Raw genomic sequence first — 22,598 nt, forward strand, 5'->3', positions numbered from 1 at the left:
ACAAAGTTATCTCAAAAGATAACATTTTCCTAATTTTCGTAAGATTATTTTCGGTCGGGTCAAAATGCACCACAACGGTTTGTGTATGATTAGTTGCGTGTTTCAGCAACTAATTTAGCAAACAAAAACGAACGAGAGAAAATTCCGAAGGAATTTTCCAAATAAGCAACGACCAAAGCAATTAATTATACACGGTGTTGTGTGTAGGCTTTTTTTGTTCTCACGACTATTGTATTCGCAACCATATCTCCAATACGTTTATTCTGCTTATTAGTTGCTGCTATTATCAATCCGATTAGAAATATGTAATCTATAAATCCGAGAAAAAATCGACCGAATGCTTGTCCGATTCCAATTGGTTTGAATTCGTTGGTAACAACTTTTAAGTCCAAAAATCTTTTTCCAATTGTTTGTCCCCAAATTCCTTCGCTTACTGGCCAGAGAAAAATTCCGCAACACATCCACGCAAAGGCAGGAAATCCATTAAAACTATATCCAATTCCATCTTCGTGAGGTGTTCCAAAAAATATTCCGATGACCATTCCAATTAGCCAGAGAATTAAAAAGTCAATTAGAAATGCTCCGATTCTATATCGTTTTTTTGCGATTTCAATTCCGTTATTTTGAGTTTTAGTTTGGTTTTCAATTGTAATTTCTGTCATTTGGTACTTTTGTTCTTAAAATTCTCAAAAAAATCTCCACTTTTCATTCCGTTATTTTCTGTAATAAAGTACTAAAAATTTGAATTGAAGCACGATTTTCGTTGGTCGGTTCAGCTTACACACAACGGTCTCGGCTATGAGTAGTTGCGTGGTTTAGCGATTAACTTTGCAAGTACACACCAAGTTGGAAATTCCTGCGGAATTTCCAAAGTAGGCGAGAACAAGCAATTACTTATAGCCATTGTTGGGCACAGTATTTATTTTACATTTTTCTATTTTATTATCTCTTATTGAGTCAAATTTACGCTCGTACTTAAAATTAAACTTTTCTGTTAAATCACTATAAGTCGAAACGTAAAATTCGTTAAAAGTGTAAAGGTCGTCTTCGTTAGAAACCTCTCCATTTTCGTCTATCATTTTTCCCATACTTCCAGTTCTTCCCCAATGAAAAACTCCAAGTTTTTCTCTTGGTGGTTCGTTAGGGTTTTTCTCCAAAGTCCATTCCTCATTAAAGTCTCGTACATCCATTTTTGGCAATTCAGTCCGTTTTCCATTTTGGTCAATCAAATAGTATTTATGGTCGATAAAACCATATTTTTGTTCCTTGTCAAGAATTAGTATTCCGTCATTCGGTATTTTATAAACTAATCCTTCTTCGGTTTTTTCCAATTCTATTCCGCAATCTTTTTTATATATTATATTTACTCGTCCACGATAATTTTCAGGAATTAAAAAAACTTCTGGTCCAACAGTATTTATTCCTCTCCATATTGGCCAAAAGGCTACTATTCCAATAATAAAAATTCCGATTGGAATTAGTCTTTGTTTCCTAGTCTTTTTTAAAGAGACCAAAACCAGAATAACTCCTATTACAAAAACTGGTAGTCCGATTATTGCAAAGAACGCAGCAAAAGTCAATCCAAATGCTCCGATTGTGAGTAAAATCAGTCCGCTGTAATATAGGATGTTACTTGTCTTATCGGTCATTTTCATATTGTGCCCAACGGTTTGGGCTATGAAAAGTAGCGTGCAAACAATCGCAAACTTTTCGGATTAATAACTGAGAATAAAAATAAACAAAAACTTTGGATTAAGCACTTTGTAGCTATTTTTTATAGCCATTGTTGGGCGCAGGTTTTTAATCCGCGTTGTTTTTAGTTCAGCTCGTTTTTAAAGGGTTCAATTTGATATTCAGTTTTTTAGTCCGAGATTTTTCTTTTAAAATTCCGAAAATAAAATCGGTTGCGCTTTTTTATTCAGCTTTTTATTCAGTCAATTTTTGAACGAATGTTTGTCGGCAAAGTTGCTAATCCCAAGCGATTGTCGGTTGTGCCTTTTTCGATGCAAGTTGCAAGTTTTTGGAAAGTCCATTCAGCGTTTGAGTCAGCCGTAACTTTTATCGTTTCTGCTAGTCAGCCAAAAGATGATGACTTAGACTATGTTCGAATAAATGCAAAGACATTTGGCGAGCGTTTAAGTCTGCGCAATTAATTCCGCACTGTTTTTTATTCCGCTTAGTTTTTCAATTCTACATTTTTTTTCAATCCGCACAGTTTTTCAATTCGGTTGAGTTGATTTAATTCCGATGATTGGTTTTAATTCCGATGATTATTTTTTAATCAGCCTAAAATTTTGATGTTAAAGAACTTGTTTTCGGGTTTGGTCAACTTGCGCCCAACGGTTAGTGTATGATTAGTTGCGGACTTTTCCAACGGAAAATGTCCGCCTGACTTTAAAGATAATTGATTGCAGTGATTTCCCTTGTGGAAATCCGACCGCAATTAATTATACACCGTGTTGTGGGTAGTTTTTATTTAAGTCCAAGTTGGGTGTCCAAATAGTCGGCCCACTTTTTATTTCCAATAGGATTTAATCCATGTTCTGTTTCCAAGTCAAACACATCATTAATCGAATCGGAAATCTTGTAATAATATTCGATTAATTTGTATTTTTCTTCTATCGATGGGAATCTTAGCTTTTCAATACTGTCCATAGCTTTTCTTCTATAAACCTCTGTCAAGTCCAAATGTCTTTTTTCATGCCTAAGAAGCTTTTTTAAAGCATTGCTATCCTTCTCTTCAAACAATTCTTTTTTTATCCATGAATTTTTACTGTTGTCAGCGGTGAAAATAATTGATGAAGGAAAATTATAAACTTTGCTGAATTTTCCAATAATCGATGGATAAACAGCTGCAGTAGCATTCAAATCTTCCATAGGTTCGCCCTTAAAATGCTCTTTTCTCAATTCCTTTTCAGACCAGTAATGCCAATTGCTAAATAATGTTTTGTAAATCAATGCATCTGGTAAAACAGTAACAATTATATTAAGAGAGATAAATACTATGGAAATTGATTTTAGTAATCCATTTTGCATATTTTTTATTTCGTAGACATAAAACAGGGCAACTAAAATCAGAGGAAATATAAAATGATAGTAGTCATAATGCAGTTTTAGGATTACAACGATTATAGAAGCGATTATTAAAATTGCAGTTCTAAATTCTTTCAAAAGAGTCATTTAAATTACCCACAACGTTTTCGGGCTTGGCGAAGGTGGCGATTTTCGCCACAAATTTTGATGCGGAGAACCAATGTTTGATTAACCACAAATGTGTCTGCGGAGCACTGAACCGCCACTTTTGCCAAACCCGTGTTATGCCTTCGTTGTTTTTTCACTCGTCTGTCAGTGCGTTAGGGAAGGCACACTCTTTGGCAAGTTTTGGTCAAGCATTGGGATTGTGCGACTTGTCAATGTGTGTGACTTTGAAGCGTTGGCTTTTGTCTTGTTAAATATGTCGTTGTTTTCAATCAGGTCTGTAATTACTGCTTCAATTACAGGAACAGAAACAGCATTGCCCATTTGTTTATATACTGCGTTGTCGTTGTCTAAAAGTTTGTAAGTGTCAGGGAAGCCTTGAAGTCTTGCACATTCTCTCGGTGTCATTTTTCTTGCTCTACCATTTTGAACAATTCCAAGTCTGTTCGTGTCAGAAGCTGTTAGAGTAATTGAAATACTTTCGGGGTCAAGGAATTTGAAAACTTCAAATGACATATTTCCTGCTACTGGATTGTATTTGTCTTCATAAGCACTCAAGTAACCTTTGTTTACTAATGAAGTCAAAATGGTGTCAATGTCGTTCTTCTTGTAAAATGTTTTTATTTGTTCAATGGTCAATGACTTCCCATCTTGATGAGTGCCGAAAGTCTTCTTTCTTCTGTTTCCGATTAGAAGATTTAAAAATTCAATTTCTGCTTTTGTACATTTTCCCTTTATTCCTAATTCCCAAGAGTGAATTGCTTGTCCACCTCTGTAATCAATAAGTCTATAGCCGTGAAGTTTTGATAAATCCTCGCCAACTACATTTTTTAATTTATTTACAAAGTCTTTTGTGCATTCATAATTTTCCGGAAATTTCTTTTCAAGAATATCTTTTACAACTCGAATTGTTTTTGGTTCTGAAAAAAGTGAGGTCTGTCCGTTTTGTTCTTTAAATTTATGAGAGTCAGAAGCTCCAACGTCAGAATGTAATTTGGATTTAATGTCTCCGTTTAATGTGCCAAGAATGTAAATACGAACTCTGTTTTGCGGAACGCCAAAACTGCTGCTGTTTAAAAGGAAATAATTAACACTATAACCAAGATTTTTAAGGCTATTAATTATGGTTTCAAAAGTTCGTCCTTCATCGTGAGTTGTCAAACCTCTTACATTTTCAAGTAAAAATCCATTAGGCTTATATTTGGATAACAATCTTTCAACTTCAAAAAATAAAGTTCCTCTCGTTTCTCCAAATCCTCTTCGTTTTCCAGCGTATGAAAATGATTGACAAGGGAACCCTGCTAACATAAAATCAAAAGGTGGTAATTCTTCAACTTGTGTAACGTCTGAAAATGGGTTGTGTCCAAAATTTAATTCATAAGATGCACAAGCATTCTTATCAATCTCGGATGAAAAAACACATTCAGTTTTTAAATTAAAATTTTTACAAGCCTGTTCAAAGCCTAAACGAATACCACCAGTTCCTGCGAATAAATCAATGAATTTTATCATAGCACACTTTTTATCCAGTTAGACAATACTTTAAATTCTGCAACTGTATAGGCTACTGTGCAATCGCTATGATTACAAATTGTTGAAATTGCAGATGAACGTTGAAAATTTCCTGCACCGTCTAGAACATAAGCAATCTGATAACCGCTTTTGTGAACTAATGCTTGGCGGTCTGCTGCTTGTCCAGCTTTTCTTTCTATGGTGCTATTTGTAGTAACTTGAAAGCTAACTTCAATGCCAACTTTTTTCTTTCCCTTTTCTACAACTAAGTCGAAAGGCATTCCACCTTTTTTATCATAACCGTCAATGGTAATGTAACCGTTGCGAATAATTTTGTATTTGTCGCCAAGTTCTTTGGTAAGAAAACTTACTATTTCTGTTTGTGCTAATTGACCCAAACTATTAGCGGTTGCAACGCTTGTTTGCTTACTAACGATTATATATCTCTGCTTTACAAATTTTGTTAACACATCCTCATCGCCAAGCATAGTGCCAATTTCACAAGCGGTTAAACCAGCGTGTTCAGCATAATCAGAAGTGGAAGCAAACAATAAAAGTGCAATCATATCGCACGTTAAATCGTCTAATTCTTTTTCTTTAATTAATCCTGCTCCGTCAATGAATAGTTTTTTGCTGTTTAGTCCATTAACAGGTAAAGCCTTAAACTCGTATTTAAATTTTTTCTCTTTCCAAATAAAATCGAAATAGTATTTTCCATTTGCTCCCTTTCCTTTTGGAAAAATGTCTTTGAAAGAACGACCTAGGCGTTGAATTGGTTCGCCTCCATAGTCAGACAAAACAGCTAAATGTTTAAGAAATAGATTTGATGGGTATTTGGCAACTTTTATTAAATCAAAAAGTTGAAATGGGTCATTTTTACTTAAAACAATTAGATGTAAAAAGTCCTCTTGTGTTTTGAGAAGCAAAGGAAGAACATTAGCTAAAGCGTTTTTGGTTTTTAATTCTTCAGGCCACCACATTGCAGCCTTTGTTTTAAGTTCCGTTATATTTCTATTGTATTTAGCCATTGTGAGTTTTTATGTATTTAATTTTGCCTTCGGCAACTTTTAAAATATTCAAATCTGTTTCCTCGTTTAAAATTTTATAAACTATTTGGTCGCTAAGAAATTCATCAACCAATTCTTTTTCTTCAACTTTAAAGAAGTTTGCGAACTGTTTTATTAGTTGTCGAGTAGGTTGTCTTTCGTTGCGTTCAATTTTTGCAAGAAGAGATGTGTCAAGAGCTAAACTGGCTGCAACTTCTCGCAAGGTCAAGCTATTAATTTCTCTGAGTGTCCTGAGATGTTCTCCGAAAGTGGTAAATTTTTTCACGACTGTCATTTGGTCAATTTGTGTCCAAAAATAGGCAATATTTTCTTTTGGTCAAAAGTAGTCCAAAAGAATTTATTCACATTGTCGTGGGCAGGGAAATTTTAGCTCTTTTGGTTGCGAAGCGGTCGCCTGTGTGTTGGGCAACCAAAAGTGCTAAAATGTGCGGTCGGCTGTTTCGTTTTCTTGTCGAAGCCTGTCGGTTTGTCTGTCGTCCTACAATGAGGCATAACGGTTTGCGTATATGACTTGTGGCGGTTTTGGAAGCACTTTCTTGTCGGCTTGCGACAAACTTACTTAATTGCCCAAAGCTTGAATTTACCACTTTCCCCGCCATAAGTTATATACGCTGTTACCTGCTGGCTTTCTATCTTTCGCTTTGTATTTCATACTTTTTCTTGTCAGGGTTGTGAATTCTGTATGTGTACTTTTCAAACATTGTCGAGGTACATACTTCGTCCGCAATTTGTCTTGTTTTTAAAAACAATGTGTCTCCCGAAAATTCAATATCTCCAATTGTCTTCCCACACGCATTTACTTCAATTAAAGTCGTTACAATTAATGTGTCTCCATTTTGTTCTTCAGAAAAATAGTCCTTGATAAAATTTTCATAATCTTCGTGGTATCCGTCCGCTTCTTCTCCGTCTTCCATTACATATCTCGTTTTACAGTCTATTAGTCTTTCGTGAGTTTTTGTCTTTTTAGTTTGCTTTTTGTTGGTCGAGTTTGAACACGAAAAAAGTCCGAACGATAATGTCAAGAAGATTGTCAAGCCGTATGTTTTCACTTTATTCATTTAGTTTTAAGTCTTGAAAGTATAAATGAAACAATGTTCAACAGGATAAGTCCGGGAATGTAAAAGAAAGCACCAACAATTGTGAAGGTCATTCCTGTGTTCATAAGAATATCTGTAAAGTCAGTACTTTGTCCTTCTGCATATATTTTCTTGTCCATAAACCCCATTAATCCTAAATACAACCCTGCCAAGATAATTTGAACAATAAAAGCAAAATTGAAACTTTTAGTCAATTGTCCTAATGAAAACGGGGTTAATGCTTTTCTTGTCAAAATGAAATACAAAACAGGAAGTCCAAATGATAGAACTGTCAAAAAGATTGCTATTTCATATTTTCCTGTCATAATGTTGTATCGTGTCGCTGTCTTAGCTTGCAGGTAACGGTCAAGTATAAGCGTAGTGCGGGGTTTCGGAGCGATTCACTGTCCGCCCGCACTAAACTTTGATAGATGCCAAAATACTCAATTTTAGCCATTCAGCCCGCATTACGCTTATACAATGTTGGTAGCCGTATTTTTTTACTTACTCTTATGTTTCGGTTCTTAAATCAGTCTTACAAAAGAACTTAACCTTTCATTTTCACGACTTACTGGAATTCCTGCTACAATTCCAATTAGTAAGTTGTCCGTAATTCTCATTCTCATTTGGGATCTTTTACAATAATTATCTCCGATACTGATTTATTATTGACAAATTGATTTACTTCTTCCGCATACTCAAATTCTGATACATCAAATACCGAACCTAATGATGTTAAGAAATATGCATCACTTTCAAACTTTTGTATAATTGCTTGCTCGATATAACAATCAGGACAAATGAGATATAATTTTTCTTTCTTTATTATTGATTAATCAAGGTGATAAATTTTCATTACATTTTTTAAAATTTTGCTGAAGTCTATTTTTAAATCAATTAGTTTTCCTGAATGTATATCGAAAACCCAACCATGAACAGTTATACCTTTATCTCGATATGCTCTTTGAACTGCTGCCGTTTTTATCACATTGATGCATTGTTCTTGCACATTTAATTCCACAAGTCTTTTATAGCGTTTTTCTTCGTCACTAATTCCTCTTAACTCTTCATGATGAGTACGATAAACATCGCGTATGTTCCTTAACCAAGGATTAAGTATTCCTAAATCTTGTGATTGCATAGCGGCTTTTACACCACCACAATAATAGTGTCCGCAAACAACTACGTGATTAACTTTTAAATGAAGAATCGCATAGTCAATTACAGACATTGCACTCAAATCGGTATTTGAAACCACATTGGCAATATTTCTATGTACAAAAACTTCCCCTGGTGAAACTCCCATTATTTCTTCGCAAGTTACTCGACTGTCAGAACATCCAAATTAAAGTATATCAGGATTTTGTCCTTCCGATAGGTTTTTGAAATAATTGGAATTAAACTTCATTTTGTCCTCCACCCATTTTTGATTGTTTTTAAAAATTTGCTTTATGTCCATTTTTTTATTTGTTTTAAGTTTAATTTATTCAGCTTGCATACAACGGTTCAGCAGTGTCATACCTTCTATTAAAATTCTTCAAAATGGTTTTGTTTGATTTGTCCATTTTGAAATGATTTGACGGAATTTTGGTTTCACTTTTAATACTGCTTGGCACTATCCTCAGATTCGTTCAATGTACAACTGAAGTGACGTGGGTTTGGGAATTTTCTATATTGTACTCTTTCCTAAATCCAACCAACTCCACGGTTATATTTCTTTCTTTCGAGGAAATATTCACAAAATCCCTAATAATCTGTAAAACATCGTGATCTATATAGACGGTATTAGAGGCATCAATAATTACCCTACTATTTTCAGGAAAATGAATGAAGGTTTGCTTAATTGCAGCCTTGTTCAAAAATGAAACTTCCTGTGCCAATTCTACTCGAATGGTTTCATCATCCTTATGTAGTTCTTTTTTAAAGAAGTAGGCGAGTTTGACATTTCCTCTAAGAATAAAATATACACTGATCAGCATTCCAATTCCAATCCCAATGAGTAAATCGGTCATTATAATGGCAATAACTGTTACGACAAAAGGAATAAACTGAAATTTCCTACTGGTTTTCCACATATGTTTGAAGATTTTGGGGTTTGCCAATTTATAGCCGATCATGATTAACACTGCTGCTAGAGAAGCAAGTGGGATTTTGTTCAGTATATTAGGTATGACCAAAACGGCTATCAAGAGAAGAAACCCATGTGAAATTGCAGATAGCTTGGTACGCCCCCCAGAACTTACGTTGGCAGAGGTTCTTACAATAACGGACGTCATGGGGATACCACCGATTGCACAACTCAATATATTTCCTACCCCCTGAGCTTTCAACTCAGTATTGGTATTGGTAAAGCGTTTTAAAGGGTCTATCTTATCAGCTGCCTCAATGCAGAGTAAAGTCTCGATACTTGCTACTGCTGCAATCGTAAATGCAACTATCCAAACCTCTGGATTAGCTATTTGCGTAAAATCAGGCGATCTAAACTGTGCCCAAAATTCAGTAATAGAAGATGGTACAGGAAGGCTTACCAAGTGGTTCGGGCCAATCGCCAAGGATGAGCCAGAAATTTTGAAGGCTTCATTGAGTGCCACTCCAACAAGTACTGCTATAAGAGCACCTGGAACTGCCCTAATCTTTTTCAGGAACGACACCCTTTCAAAGGAAATTAACACGGCCAAGGACGATAGTGCCACTAGCAATGCACCGATGTGTGTAAAATTAATGGCGTCAATAATGGTCGAAAAAAGTTGGTGCTTCCCTTCTTTATCGACATAAAAATAATCACCTTCATGCAATACATCATACCCAACCGCATGTGGCAATTGAGTGAGTATGATAATGATGCCTATGGCTGCGAGCATACCCTCGATCACATTGGAAGGCAAATAATTTGAAATGACACCAGCCTTTACATATCCTAAGATAATTTGAAAAACACCTGCCAAGACTCCTGCCATTAAGAATCCCTCGAAAGAACCTAAACTGGAAATAGCAGCTAAGATAATAGCGGTTAAGCCGGCAGCCGGTCCGCTAACACTTAATTGTGAATTACTAAGAAACCCTACAACAATACCACCTACAACCCCCGAGATTATCCCGGAAAATAGGGGTGCACCACTTGCCAGTGCAATTCCAAGGCAGAGGGGAAGGGCAACTAGGAAAACCACCAAACTGGCTCTAAGGTCTGATTGAACGTATTTTGACTTTAATCTTTTCATAATTTTTATTTTTCAATTTGTTTTATTCATTTTTTCTTATGTCCTGGTTCCCAAATCAGTCGTACAAAAGAACTTAGTCTCTCATTTTCACGACTTACAGGAATTCCTGCAACAATTCCAATGAGCAAGTTGTCCGCAATTCCTAAGCGCATTTGTGGTCGCATTGTCATATCAAAGTCGCCATTGTCGAACGTCTTATTGAATTCAATGCCAATAAAGTTTCTCGTTCCTGTTATCATATAATGGAAACTTGTATTGATGTCATAAGTCGTATGGAATTTGTTGGTGCTGAAATCCTGTTCAACCATTGGTCCTGTGTAAATCAATGAATGAAAATTGTTTCCCCAACGTTTGGCAACCACCAGGAAAGGGTTATACACGTTTCCTTTAATAAATGGCTTTCCAAAGTTCCTGAAGTCTGAAAGCTCAAACTCGTTTATGTATCCGAGTGCCATTGAGGTAGCCATAGGCTCATTCACAAAAAACGACCATTGAGCAGCAATTTTGATACTATTCAATTGGTTAGATGGAATTGAGTCGTTTTCTGTTCCGTTTACAGGCGAATAAAAAGTGAAAGGCAATTCCACTTCCAAACCCAACCTGTCTATAGGTGCCCACTCATATTCTACCAAGGCTTCATAAGAATCATATTTTAGATTGTCAGTCAGTCCTAGTCCTAAGTTCCACTCTTTTTCACCTTTACGAGCTCCTAAATCTCGAATCAGGTCTATATATAAAGGTTCTGCGTGTAGAACTTTGTCAGGTTCTTTGTGGTCTTCAATTTGTTGAATGTAAAGACTGTCTTTTTCTGCATCCGTAGTTTGAGCAGAAATATATGTTGAAGGTGCTAATACAATGATTAGCACCAAGATTTTTTTGATGTTCATTTTTGATTTGTTTTAAATGCAATAAGGATTACCCCGTATCCTATTTGGTCACAGGGTGAGATAGAGCTGGAAAACAAATCAAACTTTGGGCGGAGGACTGTCTATTTCGTTGAAGCCATTTGATAAGCGAGCTTCATAGTCAGTAAAGAGTTTTTTTCTTTCGAAGAATTGATTATGGTCAATTTTGTCGGCTTTGATTACATGAACCAATAAGTCAATTTTCACATTCTTTTTCTTGTTGTGGTCTTCAGTATCATGGTCGTCATACTCTTTGATTGCATCTTCAAAGCCTAAAACTTTTTCGACTACTATTTCTACGATACTTTCTTGGTCATTTAAGGACAAGTCTTCAGGAATATGTTCAGGGTTGGGGTCTGCCGTGTCAACGCTAATGTTGAGCAGGTAAAGTCCCATGATTCCCCAAAGGAATTTCGTGAAAATGCTATTTCGTATTCGACTTATCACAGTTCAAAATTAACGTTTTTTTGTCGGTTTTCGTATATGGCTACCAACGGTCTTGGCTATGCGTAGTGCGGGATTTCAAGGCACTTCACTTTCCGTTTTGCAGTTAGTTTATTTAATGTAATTACTTTCATATCAGCACTTTCGCCCGCATTACGTATAGCCATTGTTGGGCGTTCGTTATTCTTTTTCCGCATATTTTATTGTTAATTCATCTTCTGAATCAAAAATCGTCAATGCGTGTTTTATCTTCTCAAATTTCCCAATATTGTCAATGTTTCCTTCAATGAAATAAGTATCATTAATTGCAACTGCTTGTCTTGGATTTCCTTCTTTTGGATTTTTGGTTAACGTTATTTTCTCTGCCAAGTCTGTTGTAAAAAATGTCTCTGGCTGTAAGTCAAAAAGTTGTTTAAATACTTCTACATACAATTTAGCAACTTGATTAACTTCTATTTTTTGGTCGAAGAAAATGGCATACTCCAATTTTTTATGTTTTGGGTCTTCTGCTTCAAAAATGTTTACTTCATTGTTTTCATCTCTTTCTTCTAATTCGATTTCTGGCATTTGCCAAATTTTCAAAAATCGTTCTGCAAGAAGGTCAAAGCGTCTTTCTATTTCTGCTTTATCCCATTTGTCTGCAATTGACAAATACTTATTAAGCCACAAGCGACTGTCTTTATATCCTGCATTTTCTAAATCTCTTTTAAATACGAACGGTTTGTTTCCAAGTTTTCCATTGTTACCCGATAACGTCAAATTACCAATTGTGTTCAAATAGGTTTCTTTGATTAAATTATATTCATCTGCTCCCAAATCCACTTTCCATTTCGGGTCAGGGTTTTGAGGGAAAATGTGTTCTATGGTTATATCTGCGTTGCCTTCTATTATTACTGGTTCGTTATTTTCAAAATTCTCAAGTCGTTCAAGTAGGTAAGTTCTGTTTTTGGATTTTATGTTGTAAACATCTTTTAGTTTAAGGCTTTCAATAACTTCTTTATTTTTTGGAAAACGTTGTGAGCCTGGTCTTTTTAGTAACCATTTTTGCAAGGACAACAAATAATCGTTTTTATCCACTTTTTCGTAAAGTGTCATAAATATTTTGTTCAGTGCGTTTGTTGGCAAACCAACAATAAATCTTCTCCAAGCAAAGGATTGTATGAAATCCAAAACTTTTATAAATGTTGCTTTGTCAATTACGTTTTCTGAATAGTCTTCATAAACTTTCATTAAAAACGGATAAGCCACATTTATTTCAAGTCTGTTTATATATTCAAGTTGTAATCTTATGTCTTTGTCCGTCTCGTTCTTAGGATTTAGAAGTTTATTGTAAAACTTAACAAGTGATTTTATTGGCGAAAGATTAGCTTCTAATTCTTGCAAATCCGTTGTTGGAAACTTTGCTTTAAATTCCAAATAAACTTTGCTTTTGTTTGGGATTTTGTTGTTGACTAAAGTCAAATAATCTCTAATAAAATCAGAAACTTTGCTTGTATTTAAGGTTTCATCTTTTGCGAGTTTCTCAATGATTTCCCAATAGTTGTTGTAAATCTTATTTTGGTCTCTACGATTGAGCCCCATTAAAATATAGTTTCTAATTAAGTCCGCTTGTGATAATTCAAGTCCTGTTGAGTTTAAACTTTCAAAAATTCTTTGAGGGTCGTCTTTTTCTCTGTCAAGCGAGATTTCTACAAACATCAGTTTTGAAAGTCCTTTCAATACGAACTCAAAATTTTCTTCAGTTATTCTGCTTTTAAAGTAGTTGAAATTGTCAATTACTTTCGAGAAGTCACTAAACTCTTCATCTTTATCGCTTCTTAAAAGGTATTTTATTGCTTTGTCGTTATTTTCAGTTGGTCGAAGTTTTAATTTTTCTTCTTCGGGTGCAAATTTGTTTGTGAGATATGTTTCTGAAATTTCAGCTTCAAGTCCTTTGTCTCCAATTTCAATTGCCAAACGATAAAGAGCTAAATAAATTAAAGTCAAAGTAGTCAATCTTTGCTGTCCGTCAATTACAGTTAGTTCCTTAATTCGTGAAGAAGTATAAACATCATCGTGAACGTAAACAACACTACCAATGAAGTGAGCATTCATTTTGCTACTTGTTCCGACTTCCAAAATGTCGTCTAAAAGTTGTTTGCATTGACTTGTCGACCAATCGTAATTTCTTTGGTAAACTGGAATTACAAATTGTGTCTTATTTGAAGATAAAAAGTCTTCTACTTTCGTTTCGTTTGCTTTCATTTATTCAATTCTGTTCAATGTTTGTTCGGGTTTTCTTTAATGACGCCCAACGGTTTGGCTATGGTTTCGTTGCGGATAAATCCGCAGGATTTGTCCGCCGTAAACCGAAGATAGCAAATTAGCGAGGACTTTCCGCAAGGAAAGTCAGAAGCAATGAACTATAGCCGGTGTTGTAGCCAGTTTTTTTATTCATTTTCTATTCCAAAATTCGCCCAATTCAGCACATTAAATTCGGCTCTCCGAAAATTGGATAAGTCCGATTTATTAAATATCAATTCCACGCTATTTTTGGGTCGCTCATATGTCATAAGCCAAGGCGAGCAAATTCGGTCGGTCAATTCAATTGATTCTGCAACCGAGTTTTTATCCGTTATTTGTCCAACAATTTCTATTCGATATGAGTTTTCAAACTTCTCATATTTTGAAATTTCATATCCGTTTTTACAATTCAGTGTTCCACAAATCAGTTCCGCAAACTTTTTTGCTTTTTCAAGGGATTTTTGGTTTTCAGTTACTAAAGTCAGTCGGAATTTTGTCATTTCTCAAATTGGCTACAACGGTCTAGTATAAGAATAGTAGCGGATTTTTACGCACTAAATTTTCGGTTAAACACAGACCTTTTTTATATTTACTTACCTTCGTTTTAGCGATTAAACCGCTATTATTTTTATACATTGTTGGCAACTGCTTTTTATTCGTATGCAAATGAAACGGGTTCATTATACTCCTTTTTCAGATGATTGTTTATTTCTAAATAATTCATCCATTCTTTTGCTCTTGAACGTGAATTGCAAGCGTACATTCCATTTGAACTACAAAGTTTGTTTGGAAAGCCTAATGTCTCATTAAAAGTGATTTCAAGAACCTTTATAACAGCATATACTCCATTATCCTTTGTACTTCCTCCACCACCGGCAAAAGCAGAATTTATATCGTATTTCAAAATTTCATAAATCTTGTCAAAATCTAAATTGCTGTTAGAGTCTGTGAAATCGATTCCGGCATCTTGCAAGTAATATTTGTACAATTCTAGCTCATTAAATTTTTCATAGTTGGCTAAAAATTCTTTTCGAACTTCTGATTCCTTAAAATCTCCAATAAATGAAAACCCAAAATCTCTGTCTAAGAAGGTATATTTAATAAAATCCTTAAAAGGAAGTTTTTCTACAGTTTTTATAGCTTTTTCTATTTGAGAATATTTGATTTTTGACAATAACAATTCAATTTCGTCTTCAAATACATCTAAGCTATCAGAAAACTTTTCTAGTTTCGTGAATGATTTGTCAAAGTCGTCAATTCTATCAAATGTATTTCCATTCCAAGTTTTCTTTTCTTTTTCTTTGAATTCAATTTGTTTATTAGCGATTTCTAATGCTTTATCGATTTGGTGTTGAATCTTTAGATTGGTAGAACTTAACTTTTCGATTGAAGTTTTAGTTTCTTGAGATGAGCCAAGAAATTTGACTAAATAATTATTGCAAAACCCAATAATACCAAGGTCATCGAAAAGCCTTGATTTGAGCAAATAGGTTTTAAGGTGTTTGGGATTATTAATTAAGTTGTTCCAGTTGTTTGAGTAGAATTTATCCAAAATTCTTCCTGCAGAATAAGTCAATGACCAAGACTTTTGGTAAATCAACGACCAATACTCAAATGCTGTAATATTGACCAATGTCAATTCGTTTATTAATTGGTCTTCTAGCTTTCTACGTTTACTGAAAGTCAAATTCGTTTTTAAGAGCTCAATTTGATTCTTTAGTTTTTCGTTTCCTTCAAAGTCAATATTATTCTCTTTGCTGTAATTCGTTAATTGAACCAATTGTTTTAAAAACCTAAACGAGAATTGTGGAAGAATATAATTTTCTGATATATCTGCTTTTCTATACTGGTCTGATAATTCACTGACTCTTGTAGGGTCTAATTTTGTAAGACTTATATATGCATTTTGAGCTATTGTATCATTTTCACTGGAAAGCATTTCAAATAATTGACTTTCGTAGTCAACGGTTTTTCTGTCAAGATTTTTGTTGCTAAAAGCTCTTATACTTTCGTTCCACTTGTAGCTTTTGTAGTTATTAGCAAAGAAAATAAGCAAGTTTATTTTGGGCTCATCATAAAATTCTTTTTCCAAATGATAGCTTAATTCTCCTCTTTCATTAGGTACAGCAATTTCTGATTTAGTCAAGAGTTGAATTAGATTGACCACTTCTTCTTCGTTGTAATCATATTCATCAAATCTATTTCTGTCCTTTAGTAAAACAGATGCTGTTTCTAATAATGCTAAAGAATTTTTAGCCTTAATCAAACTGTCAATTTTATTTTCCTTAACCCAATCAAGACTTAATAATTCATTCCGCTTGGCATTTAATTCTGACCACTTGAAGTCTGTTAAATCAACAATCTCAAAGTCTGTGGTTCTCTTATCGAAGTCTGTGATTAAAAACGCATTTGCCAGATTTGAAAATTTAATTTTCTGCTGATTATCTGTTAGGAATTTTTTGAAATCAGCAGTTGTCGTGGTTGAGTCAATAACTATTTCTGAATATAGAAACATTGTGTTTTCTTGAACTATTCTTTTAGAAACAGTTGATTCGTTAGTGTTTATTATGTGATAGCCTAAATATTCAGTCAAATCAGTTTTGCTGTTAAAAAATTCAGCTATTTCGGTTAAAGCATTAAAATCTCCTTTACGCAATTGCCAATCTAAAAAATATAGTCTCTCTTTTTGAGCAAATAGATTAGAAGAAATAATTAGTAATAATATCAGTATGTTTCTTTTCAATCTCGATGTTTTTCAAAGTTGTTGCCAACGTGTTCGTGTATGATTAGTTGCGTGGTTATGGACTAAATTTAGCAAATAAAAACCGAATAGAAAATCCGCGAGGATTTTCGTAAGCAAGCCAGAACCTAGCAATTAATTATACACGGTGTTGGCAACTGTGTTTTTATTCCACTGTCATAACATAAGGTGTTTTCATTTTTCCAATCCAATTTTTGTCAAATAAATTCAGCACCTCATTTCTATTATTTGCAATTATCGTGTCTTTTTTAGTGTAAATTTTTAACTCACTAAAAGGTAAATCATTTTCCAATTCGGCAATGCTAAATCCACACTCAAATTCCTGTCCAGATTCAATTTTGAATTGAAGTCGGCCATTTTCGTCCGCAATATATGTTGTCGTTAATCCAGGGTTAAAAGAATTTGTCAATTTTGCGTCAACGACAATTTCAGTTCCGCTATTATTCTTTATCGAAATAGGATAAGTCGGGTCGCAAGATTGTATTAAAATTGCAATCAAAACTATTATTCCAATATTTAGTTTTTTTCTCATTCTCGGTTTTCCGACATTGTTGCCAACGGTCTAGCTATGCGTAGTGCGGAAGCAGATATTCTCAGAATTTCCAGTCAAGCCCATCGCAAAAGCGGTTTGTTTTGTTTTTCTTTTTTTTATCACAAAGCAAAATCAAACTGATTTTGCGATCTTATAAAGATACACAAACCATTTAATAAAGGACCATACTCCGCATTACGCATAGGTTTTGTTAGCAAATCGTTTTTTTTTTTTTTTACGTCTGAGTACGGAAAAGTCAGCGCACTGCTTGCGTATTGCGTGCGTCTGAGTAAGAAAGTCTTGCGTACTGCTTGCGTATCCCTCCGAAAGAAGCTAAAATCCATTTGCGCCTGAGTAAGCCGTCCACCTTTTCCAATGTATTGAACACCTAAAACCGCCGGATCTAATTTTAGATAAAATCGTTTTTTTGGGGATTGAGTAAGAGAAAATCATACTGCTTGCGCCTGAGTAAGCCGTCCAACTTTTTCCACGAATGTGATATCTCAAAACGGCACGGCATACCTTTTATAAGCACCCCGAAAATGTTTGCTAACGGTCTAGCTATGCGTAGTGCGGAAGCAGATATTCTCAGAATTTCCAGTCAAGCCCATCGCAAAAGCGGTTTGTTTTGTTTTTCTTTTTTTTATCACAAAGCAAAATCAAACTGATTTTGCGATCTTATAAAGATACACAAACCATTTAATAAAGGACCATACTCCGCATTACGCATAGGTTTTGTTAGCAAATCGTTTTTTTTTTTTTTTACGTCTGAGTACGGAAAAGTCAGCGCACTGCTTGCGTATTGCGTGCGTCTGAGTAAGAAAGTCTTGCGTACTGCTTGCGTATCCCTCCGAAAGAAGCTAAAATCCATTTGCGCCTGAGTAAGCCGTCCACCTTTTCCAATGTATTGAACACCTAAAACCGCCGGATCTAATTTTAGATAAAATCGTTTTTTTGGGGATTGAGTAAGAGAAAATCATACTGCTTGCGCCTGAGTAAGCCGTCCAACTTTTTCCACGAATGTGATATCTCAAAACGGCACGGCATACCTTTTATAAGCACCCCGAAAATGTTTGCTAACGTGTTGGCTATGGTTTGTTGCGTGTCTCGGCACTAAGATAGCAAAAAAACACAGATAGAAAATCTGAGAAGATTTTCGCAAATTGGCAATGACCTAGCAATGAACTATAGCCGGTGTTAGCAAACGTTTTTAATTCATATTCGGCATTATTAAACTCAATCCATAAAAGTAAATTACACCAATAATTAAAATTCCGATTAAGTTTAATTTCAAATTTTTGCTTTTAAGGTCAGTCCAAATTGTTTTTAATTTTTCCTTTTCAGAAACGACAACTTTCGTATTGGCTAAAAAATCTCCAATTCGCCTTTCGGGATTAATTAGTCCAAAAATAACTTCTAATGGCCAAGCTACAGCAATTGTCAAATTCCTGACAAAGCATTGTAATTCAGATGCTGGTTTTTCAGTTTTTCGATTGATAACTTGATAACCTAAAATTCGTTTCGCAGGACTTTTAGCATTAAAAAAATCTTTGTTGATATAGATGAACATCATAAAAAAGAAAACCACAGAAAAAGTTCCATTTCCTATTTCCAATATTCCATTCGTAGCTAAAATCATTAGAAGAATCAATGTTGGAACGATAACGATAGTCATAATTATATGGTCCAATAACATACTTGAAATCCTATGAAATCTTGGGTTGATTCCAGCAAGTTTATTAACCTCTTTACGCAAAACTCCTTTGTATTCTGTTTCGTTCATTAAATCTCGACTAACGTCAAATTTTGTTATTGATAATCAGTTATTTGTGGTTTTTGTAAATTTATTAATTTTCTCCAACATTTGATTGATTTTTTCTCGTTAGCTCGAGGAATTAATCGGAGCTTCTGATGTGGGGAATGTTTGCTAACGGTTTCGGCTATGCGTAGTGCGGGATTTCAAGGCACTTCACTTTCCGTTTAGCAGTTAGTTTATTTAATGTAATTACTTCCATATCAGCACTTTTGCCCGCATTACGTATAGCCAATGTTGTAGCACGTTTTTCTTTTTCATAAGTCCTCAACAAAGAAGATTGCATTGTTATTCAAATCATAAAACCCAAATTCGCTAGTATTCCAAGCCGTCTTTAATCTCAATTTTTCTCTCTTTATTGTCCCTCTTTCTACCAATTCCTCGAAAATTGGCATTAAATTCTTTACAAAAACCTTTATCACAGAGCCTCCGAGAAGAGGGTCATCTTCTGTATCTGCATGCCACTGTAGATGGATACAAAGATTTTCTCTCCTCAAAACAGCATACATATTGTCTTTGTGGAGTAGTTTAAATCCGACTTTTTCTTCATACCAATCTACATCTCTATCAATATCTTGACTTGGCAGAACTGGCGATATTTCTAAAAACTTTGTTTTCATCTTCCTTTTTATTTTAGTGATGTTGTTTGCCGTATTTCTTCAAAGCGGTTTGAACGTCTAAAATTGGCACTTTGAGCGTTCCGTTTTTTTGGTCTTCTGATTCATAAATATCAAGATTGTGAATGTCATAATTTTTGTCGTTCAAGTCTAATATTATAACGTCAAATGTAAATGCGGTTTCCGTATTGGCTATAAACCAATGGACATTATCTTTTTCATCAGAAATAGAGGAACTGTCTCCAACTTTTGCAATACGGTCAATAGAAGGTTTGATTAACAAATTTTGTCCTTCTTTATGGATTTTCTCGTAATGTCTTAGGTGCATTTCACCGTTTAATATCAAATGAGCAGAAGCCATATTGCTGTGCCCGTGTGGAATAATAGCTCTGTCTTTTTTCATTCCAAATATTTTTTTAACAAATACGGTTCTCTCGGGCAGACCATTTAGTTTAGGAAGTTTAACTGATTTTGTTGAAACACCTAAATCAGGATAATCAAAGCCCTTTATCAAATTGTCAAAATCAATAAATTTTAAAATGTCTTGAAGTTCGACTTTAGCATAGAGTTCTTCGATTTTTTTTTGCCATTGTATGGTGCTTATTGAATTCGTTTTCAAGTCGGCACAGTATTCATTGAGTTGAATTGCCCAATGGTCAGTTATAGGTTTAATGTCCTTTCCAATTGCATTAAATGCAAAAAGAGAGTCCATCAATGCAAAACTTGTAACAGTTGCTAAAATTCCTTTTGTAAATTCTCTTCTGTCCAATGGTTTTCGTTTTTCTCAAATGTGCTACAACGGTCTCGGCTATGCGTAGTGCGGGATTTCAAGGCACTTAACTTTCCACTTAGCTGTTAGTTTATTTAATGTAATTACTTTCATATCAGCACTTTCGCCCGCATTACGTATAGCCAATGTTGGCAGACGTTATTATTTTTTTATTAAATTGCTTGTAACAAATTCTAATGCTTGTTTAGATTCTATTTCTATATTTGGTTTTACTCCATTTTGGTCAATTTTATATCCGTCTGAAGTATAGTAATCTGCTGTCGGAACAATTAAGGAATATCCATTTTGTAAATCAAACAATTCTCCATTTAACATCGCTCCTGCTGTGGTTTCTCCAATTATTGTCGCTCGATTATGTTGTTTTAAACTATAAACAATAGGTTCGCAAGTGCTTGCTGTATTACTATTTGTTAATATAAAAAGATTACCTTGATATGTGTCTTTATTTGGAATTACTTTAAGAACCAAACCTTCTTTTTCGTGAATTCCTTGTATAATCAAATCATAATTTGATGCTGAAAAATCAGGAAATTGATTGTATTCATTTAATTGGGGAATTTTGTTGTGTTTAGAAAACCATTTTTGCGTAAGAAAAACACCGCCAATTATTGTTGTATCAACTACATTTTTAGCGAATTCCATTCCTGCCTCTACGGTTCCACCTGAATTATTTCTTAAATCTACAATCAGGTTTTGAAAGTTTCTTTTTTTGATAATAGAAAAAACACTATCCATTTCTTTTGCACTTCCACTAAATGACTCTATTTTTAAATAAGCCGTTTTTTCTGATTTTTCTTCTAAACTTACAAAACGCTTTGAATATCCTATGTTTTTTTCATCATTAGTCGATGGTTGATTTTTTAAAAGTGAATAGTGAGAAATTGGTAAATTATCTGCAAAATAATAATATGTAAATATAAGTTCTACATCATCCATTACTTTTTCCGATTTATTTTTAATCTTTGTTTCAAAATTTTCCCATTCCTTTGTTTTTAAAATTCTGGGGTTGAAAATCTTATTTTTTGTAACTTTGATGGCTTGATTTACAATGGTTGGATAATCAGAAAGAGGTGACTTTATTGTTGTTTTGTTTCCTGAAATACTTCCTCTGTGTTTTTGATTTTTATTTGTTAGCTTAGCTGTTAGAGAGTCATTTACAATTTTTCCGTTGAAATAATAGTTCCCCATTACTGACCTAAAAATTCCTTTTAAAATTAAAGTATCATTTCTCTTTTCTATTATTCCATCGGTTATATTTAATAATGAACCGTGTTTAAAATCACTGGTAAAAATTTTAGCTAATGTAGATTTCCAAAATCCTAAAATGTCATTTGTAGCTTTTTTTCTTGTATAAGCATTAAATGTACTTTCATCGGTCTCAAACGTAAAAATTGTTTTAGCTAATCCAATATCATTGCTATTTAATTCGATTAACCATTTTCCTTCAATCTCAGAAAATGAACCTTGTTTTTGAGCATTACAGCTAATTGTTATTCCGATGGTTAAAATAAAGATTAATTTTTTAATCATATTTCGTTTTTTTATAATGACTGCCAACGGTTTGGCTATGCGTAGTGCGGGATTAGAATGCACTTCACTTTCAGTTTGCTGTTATGTTTGTTAATATTCATTTACTTTCAAATTAGCTCTAAAACCCGCATTACGTATAGCCGTTGTTGTGCTTTCGTTATTTTATTTCTACTGTTTTAAATATTTTCATTAATTCGTTTTTGTCAAATTCCATATCTGACTTTATTCCGATTGATAATTCATTTTTTGATTCGCCATAAATAGGCTTAAAATTCACGCTTGAAATATTCGGATTTTCTTTGTCTTTCCACAACGATATCGTCCTTTTGTGTTTTCCAATTGTGTCTATTGTCAATTCGTAATTTTCAAATTGCTTCCTCTCTTCATTTGGTATGCAAAAAGGAACTTTAAATTCCGCTTCTTCATATTCAAAGGTGTAATAATACTCGCAATTGTTTTTAAAATTATTATGAAAAGCAATACTATCGGTCATTTTATGTAAAGTCAAATTCTTTATCTTTTTAATGATTTCTCTTGGATTTACTCCTCCATTTGCGTCTTCGTAGGGTTTTAAGTCTATTTGGTTAAAGAACTTTTGGGTAGTTTCAAAATCCATTCCTTTTCGGCTTTCCTCAATATAGGTTTTTTCGTCCAATGGTGGTTTTGGTGAATACCAACCATAATCAAAAAAGAAAGTCGATTTTCTACTTTTTATTTCTCCAACAAAGGAATCAGTTCCGTCAACCTTTTTGTATTTGAAATCAGTTGGCAGAATAATACTGAACAAATCGAAATCAATTAGATGACTTTTCCCGTCTTCTTGAGGGACGTAATTCACTCCGTTATTACAGC

At 34.2% G+C, this 22,598-nt stretch carries 20 protein-coding genes and 2 pseudogenes; all 22 read right to left on the minus strand.

Features of this window, described 5'->3' with window-relative positions; all coding sequences use genetic code 11:
- Window positions 1-185: 185 nt before the first annotated feature.
- The 22 genes and pseudogenes from U1E44_RS02065 to U1E44_RS02165 all read right to left on the minus strand — a co-directional run bounded on the left by U1E44_RS02065 (window position 186) and on the right by U1E44_RS02165 (window position 22,533).
- Entirely contained in the window at window positions 186-662 is a 477-nt protein-coding gene (locus U1E44_RS02065; RefSeq protein ID WP_322929287.1) for an RDD family protein, read from the minus strand.
- 228 nt (window positions 663-890) lie between these two features.
- The gene (locus U1E44_RS02070; protein WP_322929288.1) at window positions 891-1,655 is read right to left on the minus strand and encodes a DUF6843 domain-containing protein; all 765 of its coding nucleotides are present in this window, start codon (window positions 1,653-1,655) and stop codon (window positions 891-893) included.
- Between the two features lie 817 nt (window positions 1,656-2,472).
- Window positions 2,473-3,171, minus strand: a complete 699-nt coding sequence (locus tag U1E44_RS02075) for a hypothetical protein (RefSeq protein ID WP_322929289.1) — start codon at window positions 3,169-3,171, stop codon at window positions 2,473-2,475.
- Between the two features lie 174 nt (window positions 3,172-3,345).
- The gene (gene dcm, locus U1E44_RS02080) at window positions 3,346-4,710 is read right to left on the minus strand and encodes a DNA (cytosine-5-)-methyltransferase (protein WP_322929291.1); all 1,365 of its coding nucleotides are present in this window, start codon (window positions 4,708-4,710) and stop codon (window positions 3,346-3,348) included.
- Window positions 4,707-5,738 carry a hypothetical protein gene (locus U1E44_RS02085; RefSeq protein ID WP_322929292.1) on the minus strand — a complete coding sequence of 344 codons (1,032 nt, stop codon included), beginning with the start codon at window positions 5,736-5,738 and terminating at the stop codon, window positions 4,707-4,709. Before U1E44_RS02085 ends, dcm begins: the two co-directional genes overlap by 4 nt.
- The gene (locus tag U1E44_RS02090; protein WP_322929293.1) at window positions 5,731-6,042 is read right to left on the minus strand and encodes a helix-turn-helix domain-containing protein; all 312 of its coding nucleotides are present in this window, start codon (window positions 6,040-6,042) and stop codon (window positions 5,731-5,733) included. The genes U1E44_RS02085 and U1E44_RS02090 overlap by 8 nt, the downstream gene beginning before the upstream one ends.
- A 364-nt stretch (window positions 6,043-6,406) precedes the next feature.
- On the minus strand, window positions 6,407-6,691 hold the full coding sequence (locus U1E44_RS02095) for a hypothetical protein (protein WP_322929294.1): 285 nt from the start codon (window positions 6,689-6,691) through the stop codon (window positions 6,407-6,409).
- Window positions 6,692-6,831: 140 nt separating this feature from the next.
- Window positions 6,832-7,179, minus strand: coding sequence for a hypothetical protein (locus tag U1E44_RS02100; RefSeq protein ID WP_322929295.1), 348 nt, complete (start codon window positions 7,177-7,179; stop codon window positions 6,832-6,834).
- Window positions 7,180-7,377: 198 nt separating this feature from the next.
- Window positions 7,378-7,488, minus strand: a pseudogene (locus tag U1E44_RS16900) (HAEPLYID family protein); the annotation flags it as partial.
- Window positions 7,489-7,685: 197 nt separating this feature from the next.
- Window positions 7,686-8,312 (minus strand): annotated as a pseudogene (locus U1E44_RS02105) (carbonic anhydrase).
- Between the two features lie 172 nt (window positions 8,313-8,484).
- Window positions 8,485-10,071, minus strand: a complete 1,587-nt coding sequence (locus U1E44_RS02110) for a SulP family inorganic anion transporter (RefSeq protein WP_322929296.1) — start codon at window positions 10,069-10,071, stop codon at window positions 8,485-8,487.
- A 26-nt stretch (window positions 10,072-10,097) separates the two neighbouring features.
- Window positions 10,098-10,958: an HAEPLYID family protein gene (locus U1E44_RS02115; protein ID WP_322929298.1), complete on the minus strand. Its 861-nt coding sequence runs from the start codon at window positions 10,956-10,958 to the stop codon at window positions 10,098-10,100.
- Window positions 10,959-11,036: 78 nt separating this feature from the next.
- On the minus strand, window positions 11,037-11,372 hold the full coding sequence (locus U1E44_RS02120) for a hypothetical protein (protein WP_322929299.1): 336 nt from the start codon (window positions 11,370-11,372) through the stop codon (window positions 11,037-11,039).
- 228 nt (window positions 11,373-11,600) lie between these two features.
- Window positions 11,601-13,664 carry a DUF262 domain-containing protein gene (locus U1E44_RS02125; RefSeq protein WP_322929301.1) on the minus strand — a complete coding sequence of 688 codons (2,064 nt, stop codon included), beginning with the start codon at window positions 13,662-13,664 and terminating at the stop codon, window positions 11,601-11,603.
- A gap of 185 nt (window positions 13,665-13,849) precedes the next feature.
- Window positions 13,850-14,203 (minus strand): hypothetical protein, encoded by a 354-nt coding sequence (locus tag U1E44_RS02130; protein WP_322929303.1) that lies wholly within the window; start codon window positions 14,201-14,203, stop codon window positions 13,850-13,852.
- A gap of 152 nt (window positions 14,204-14,355) precedes the next feature.
- Entirely contained in the window at window positions 14,356-16,446 is a 2,091-nt protein-coding gene (locus U1E44_RS02135; protein ID WP_322929304.1) for a hypothetical protein, read from the minus strand.
- A 163-nt stretch (window positions 16,447-16,609) separates the two neighbouring features.
- Window positions 16,610-16,996 carry a hypothetical protein gene (locus tag U1E44_RS02140; RefSeq protein ID WP_322929306.1) on the minus strand — a complete coding sequence of 129 codons (387 nt, stop codon included), beginning with the start codon at window positions 16,994-16,996 and terminating at the stop codon, window positions 16,610-16,612.
- A 1,210-nt stretch (window positions 16,997-18,206) separates the two neighbouring features.
- Window positions 18,207-18,779, minus strand: coding sequence for an RDD family protein (locus tag U1E44_RS02145; RefSeq protein WP_322929307.1), 573 nt, complete (start codon window positions 18,777-18,779; stop codon window positions 18,207-18,209).
- A 287-nt stretch (window positions 18,780-19,066) separates the two neighbouring features.
- The gene (locus U1E44_RS02150) at window positions 19,067-19,429 is read right to left on the minus strand and encodes a VOC family protein (RefSeq protein ID WP_322929308.1); all 363 of its coding nucleotides are present in this window, start codon (window positions 19,427-19,429) and stop codon (window positions 19,067-19,069) included.
- Between the two features lie 13 nt (window positions 19,430-19,442).
- Window positions 19,443-20,195: a cupin domain-containing protein gene (locus tag U1E44_RS02155; protein WP_322929309.1), complete on the minus strand. Its 753-nt coding sequence runs from the start codon at window positions 20,193-20,195 to the stop codon at window positions 19,443-19,445.
- A gap of 162 nt (window positions 20,196-20,357) precedes the next feature.
- Window positions 20,358-21,746: a S41 family peptidase gene (locus U1E44_RS02160; protein WP_322929311.1), complete on the minus strand. Its 1,389-nt coding sequence runs from the start codon at window positions 21,744-21,746 to the stop codon at window positions 20,358-20,360.
- A 157-nt stretch (window positions 21,747-21,903) separates the two neighbouring features.
- Window positions 21,904-22,533: a hypothetical protein gene (locus U1E44_RS02165; RefSeq protein ID WP_322929313.1), complete on the minus strand. Its 630-nt coding sequence runs from the start codon at window positions 22,531-22,533 to the stop codon at window positions 21,904-21,906.
- Window positions 22,534-22,598 lie beyond the last annotated feature (65 nt).

The organism is Aurantibrevibacter litoralis (assembly GCF_034651555.1).
In the GTDB taxonomy this organism is placed as follows: domain Bacteria; phylum Bacteroidota; class Bacteroidia; order Flavobacteriales; family Flavobacteriaceae; genus Aurantibrevibacter; species Aurantibrevibacter litoralis.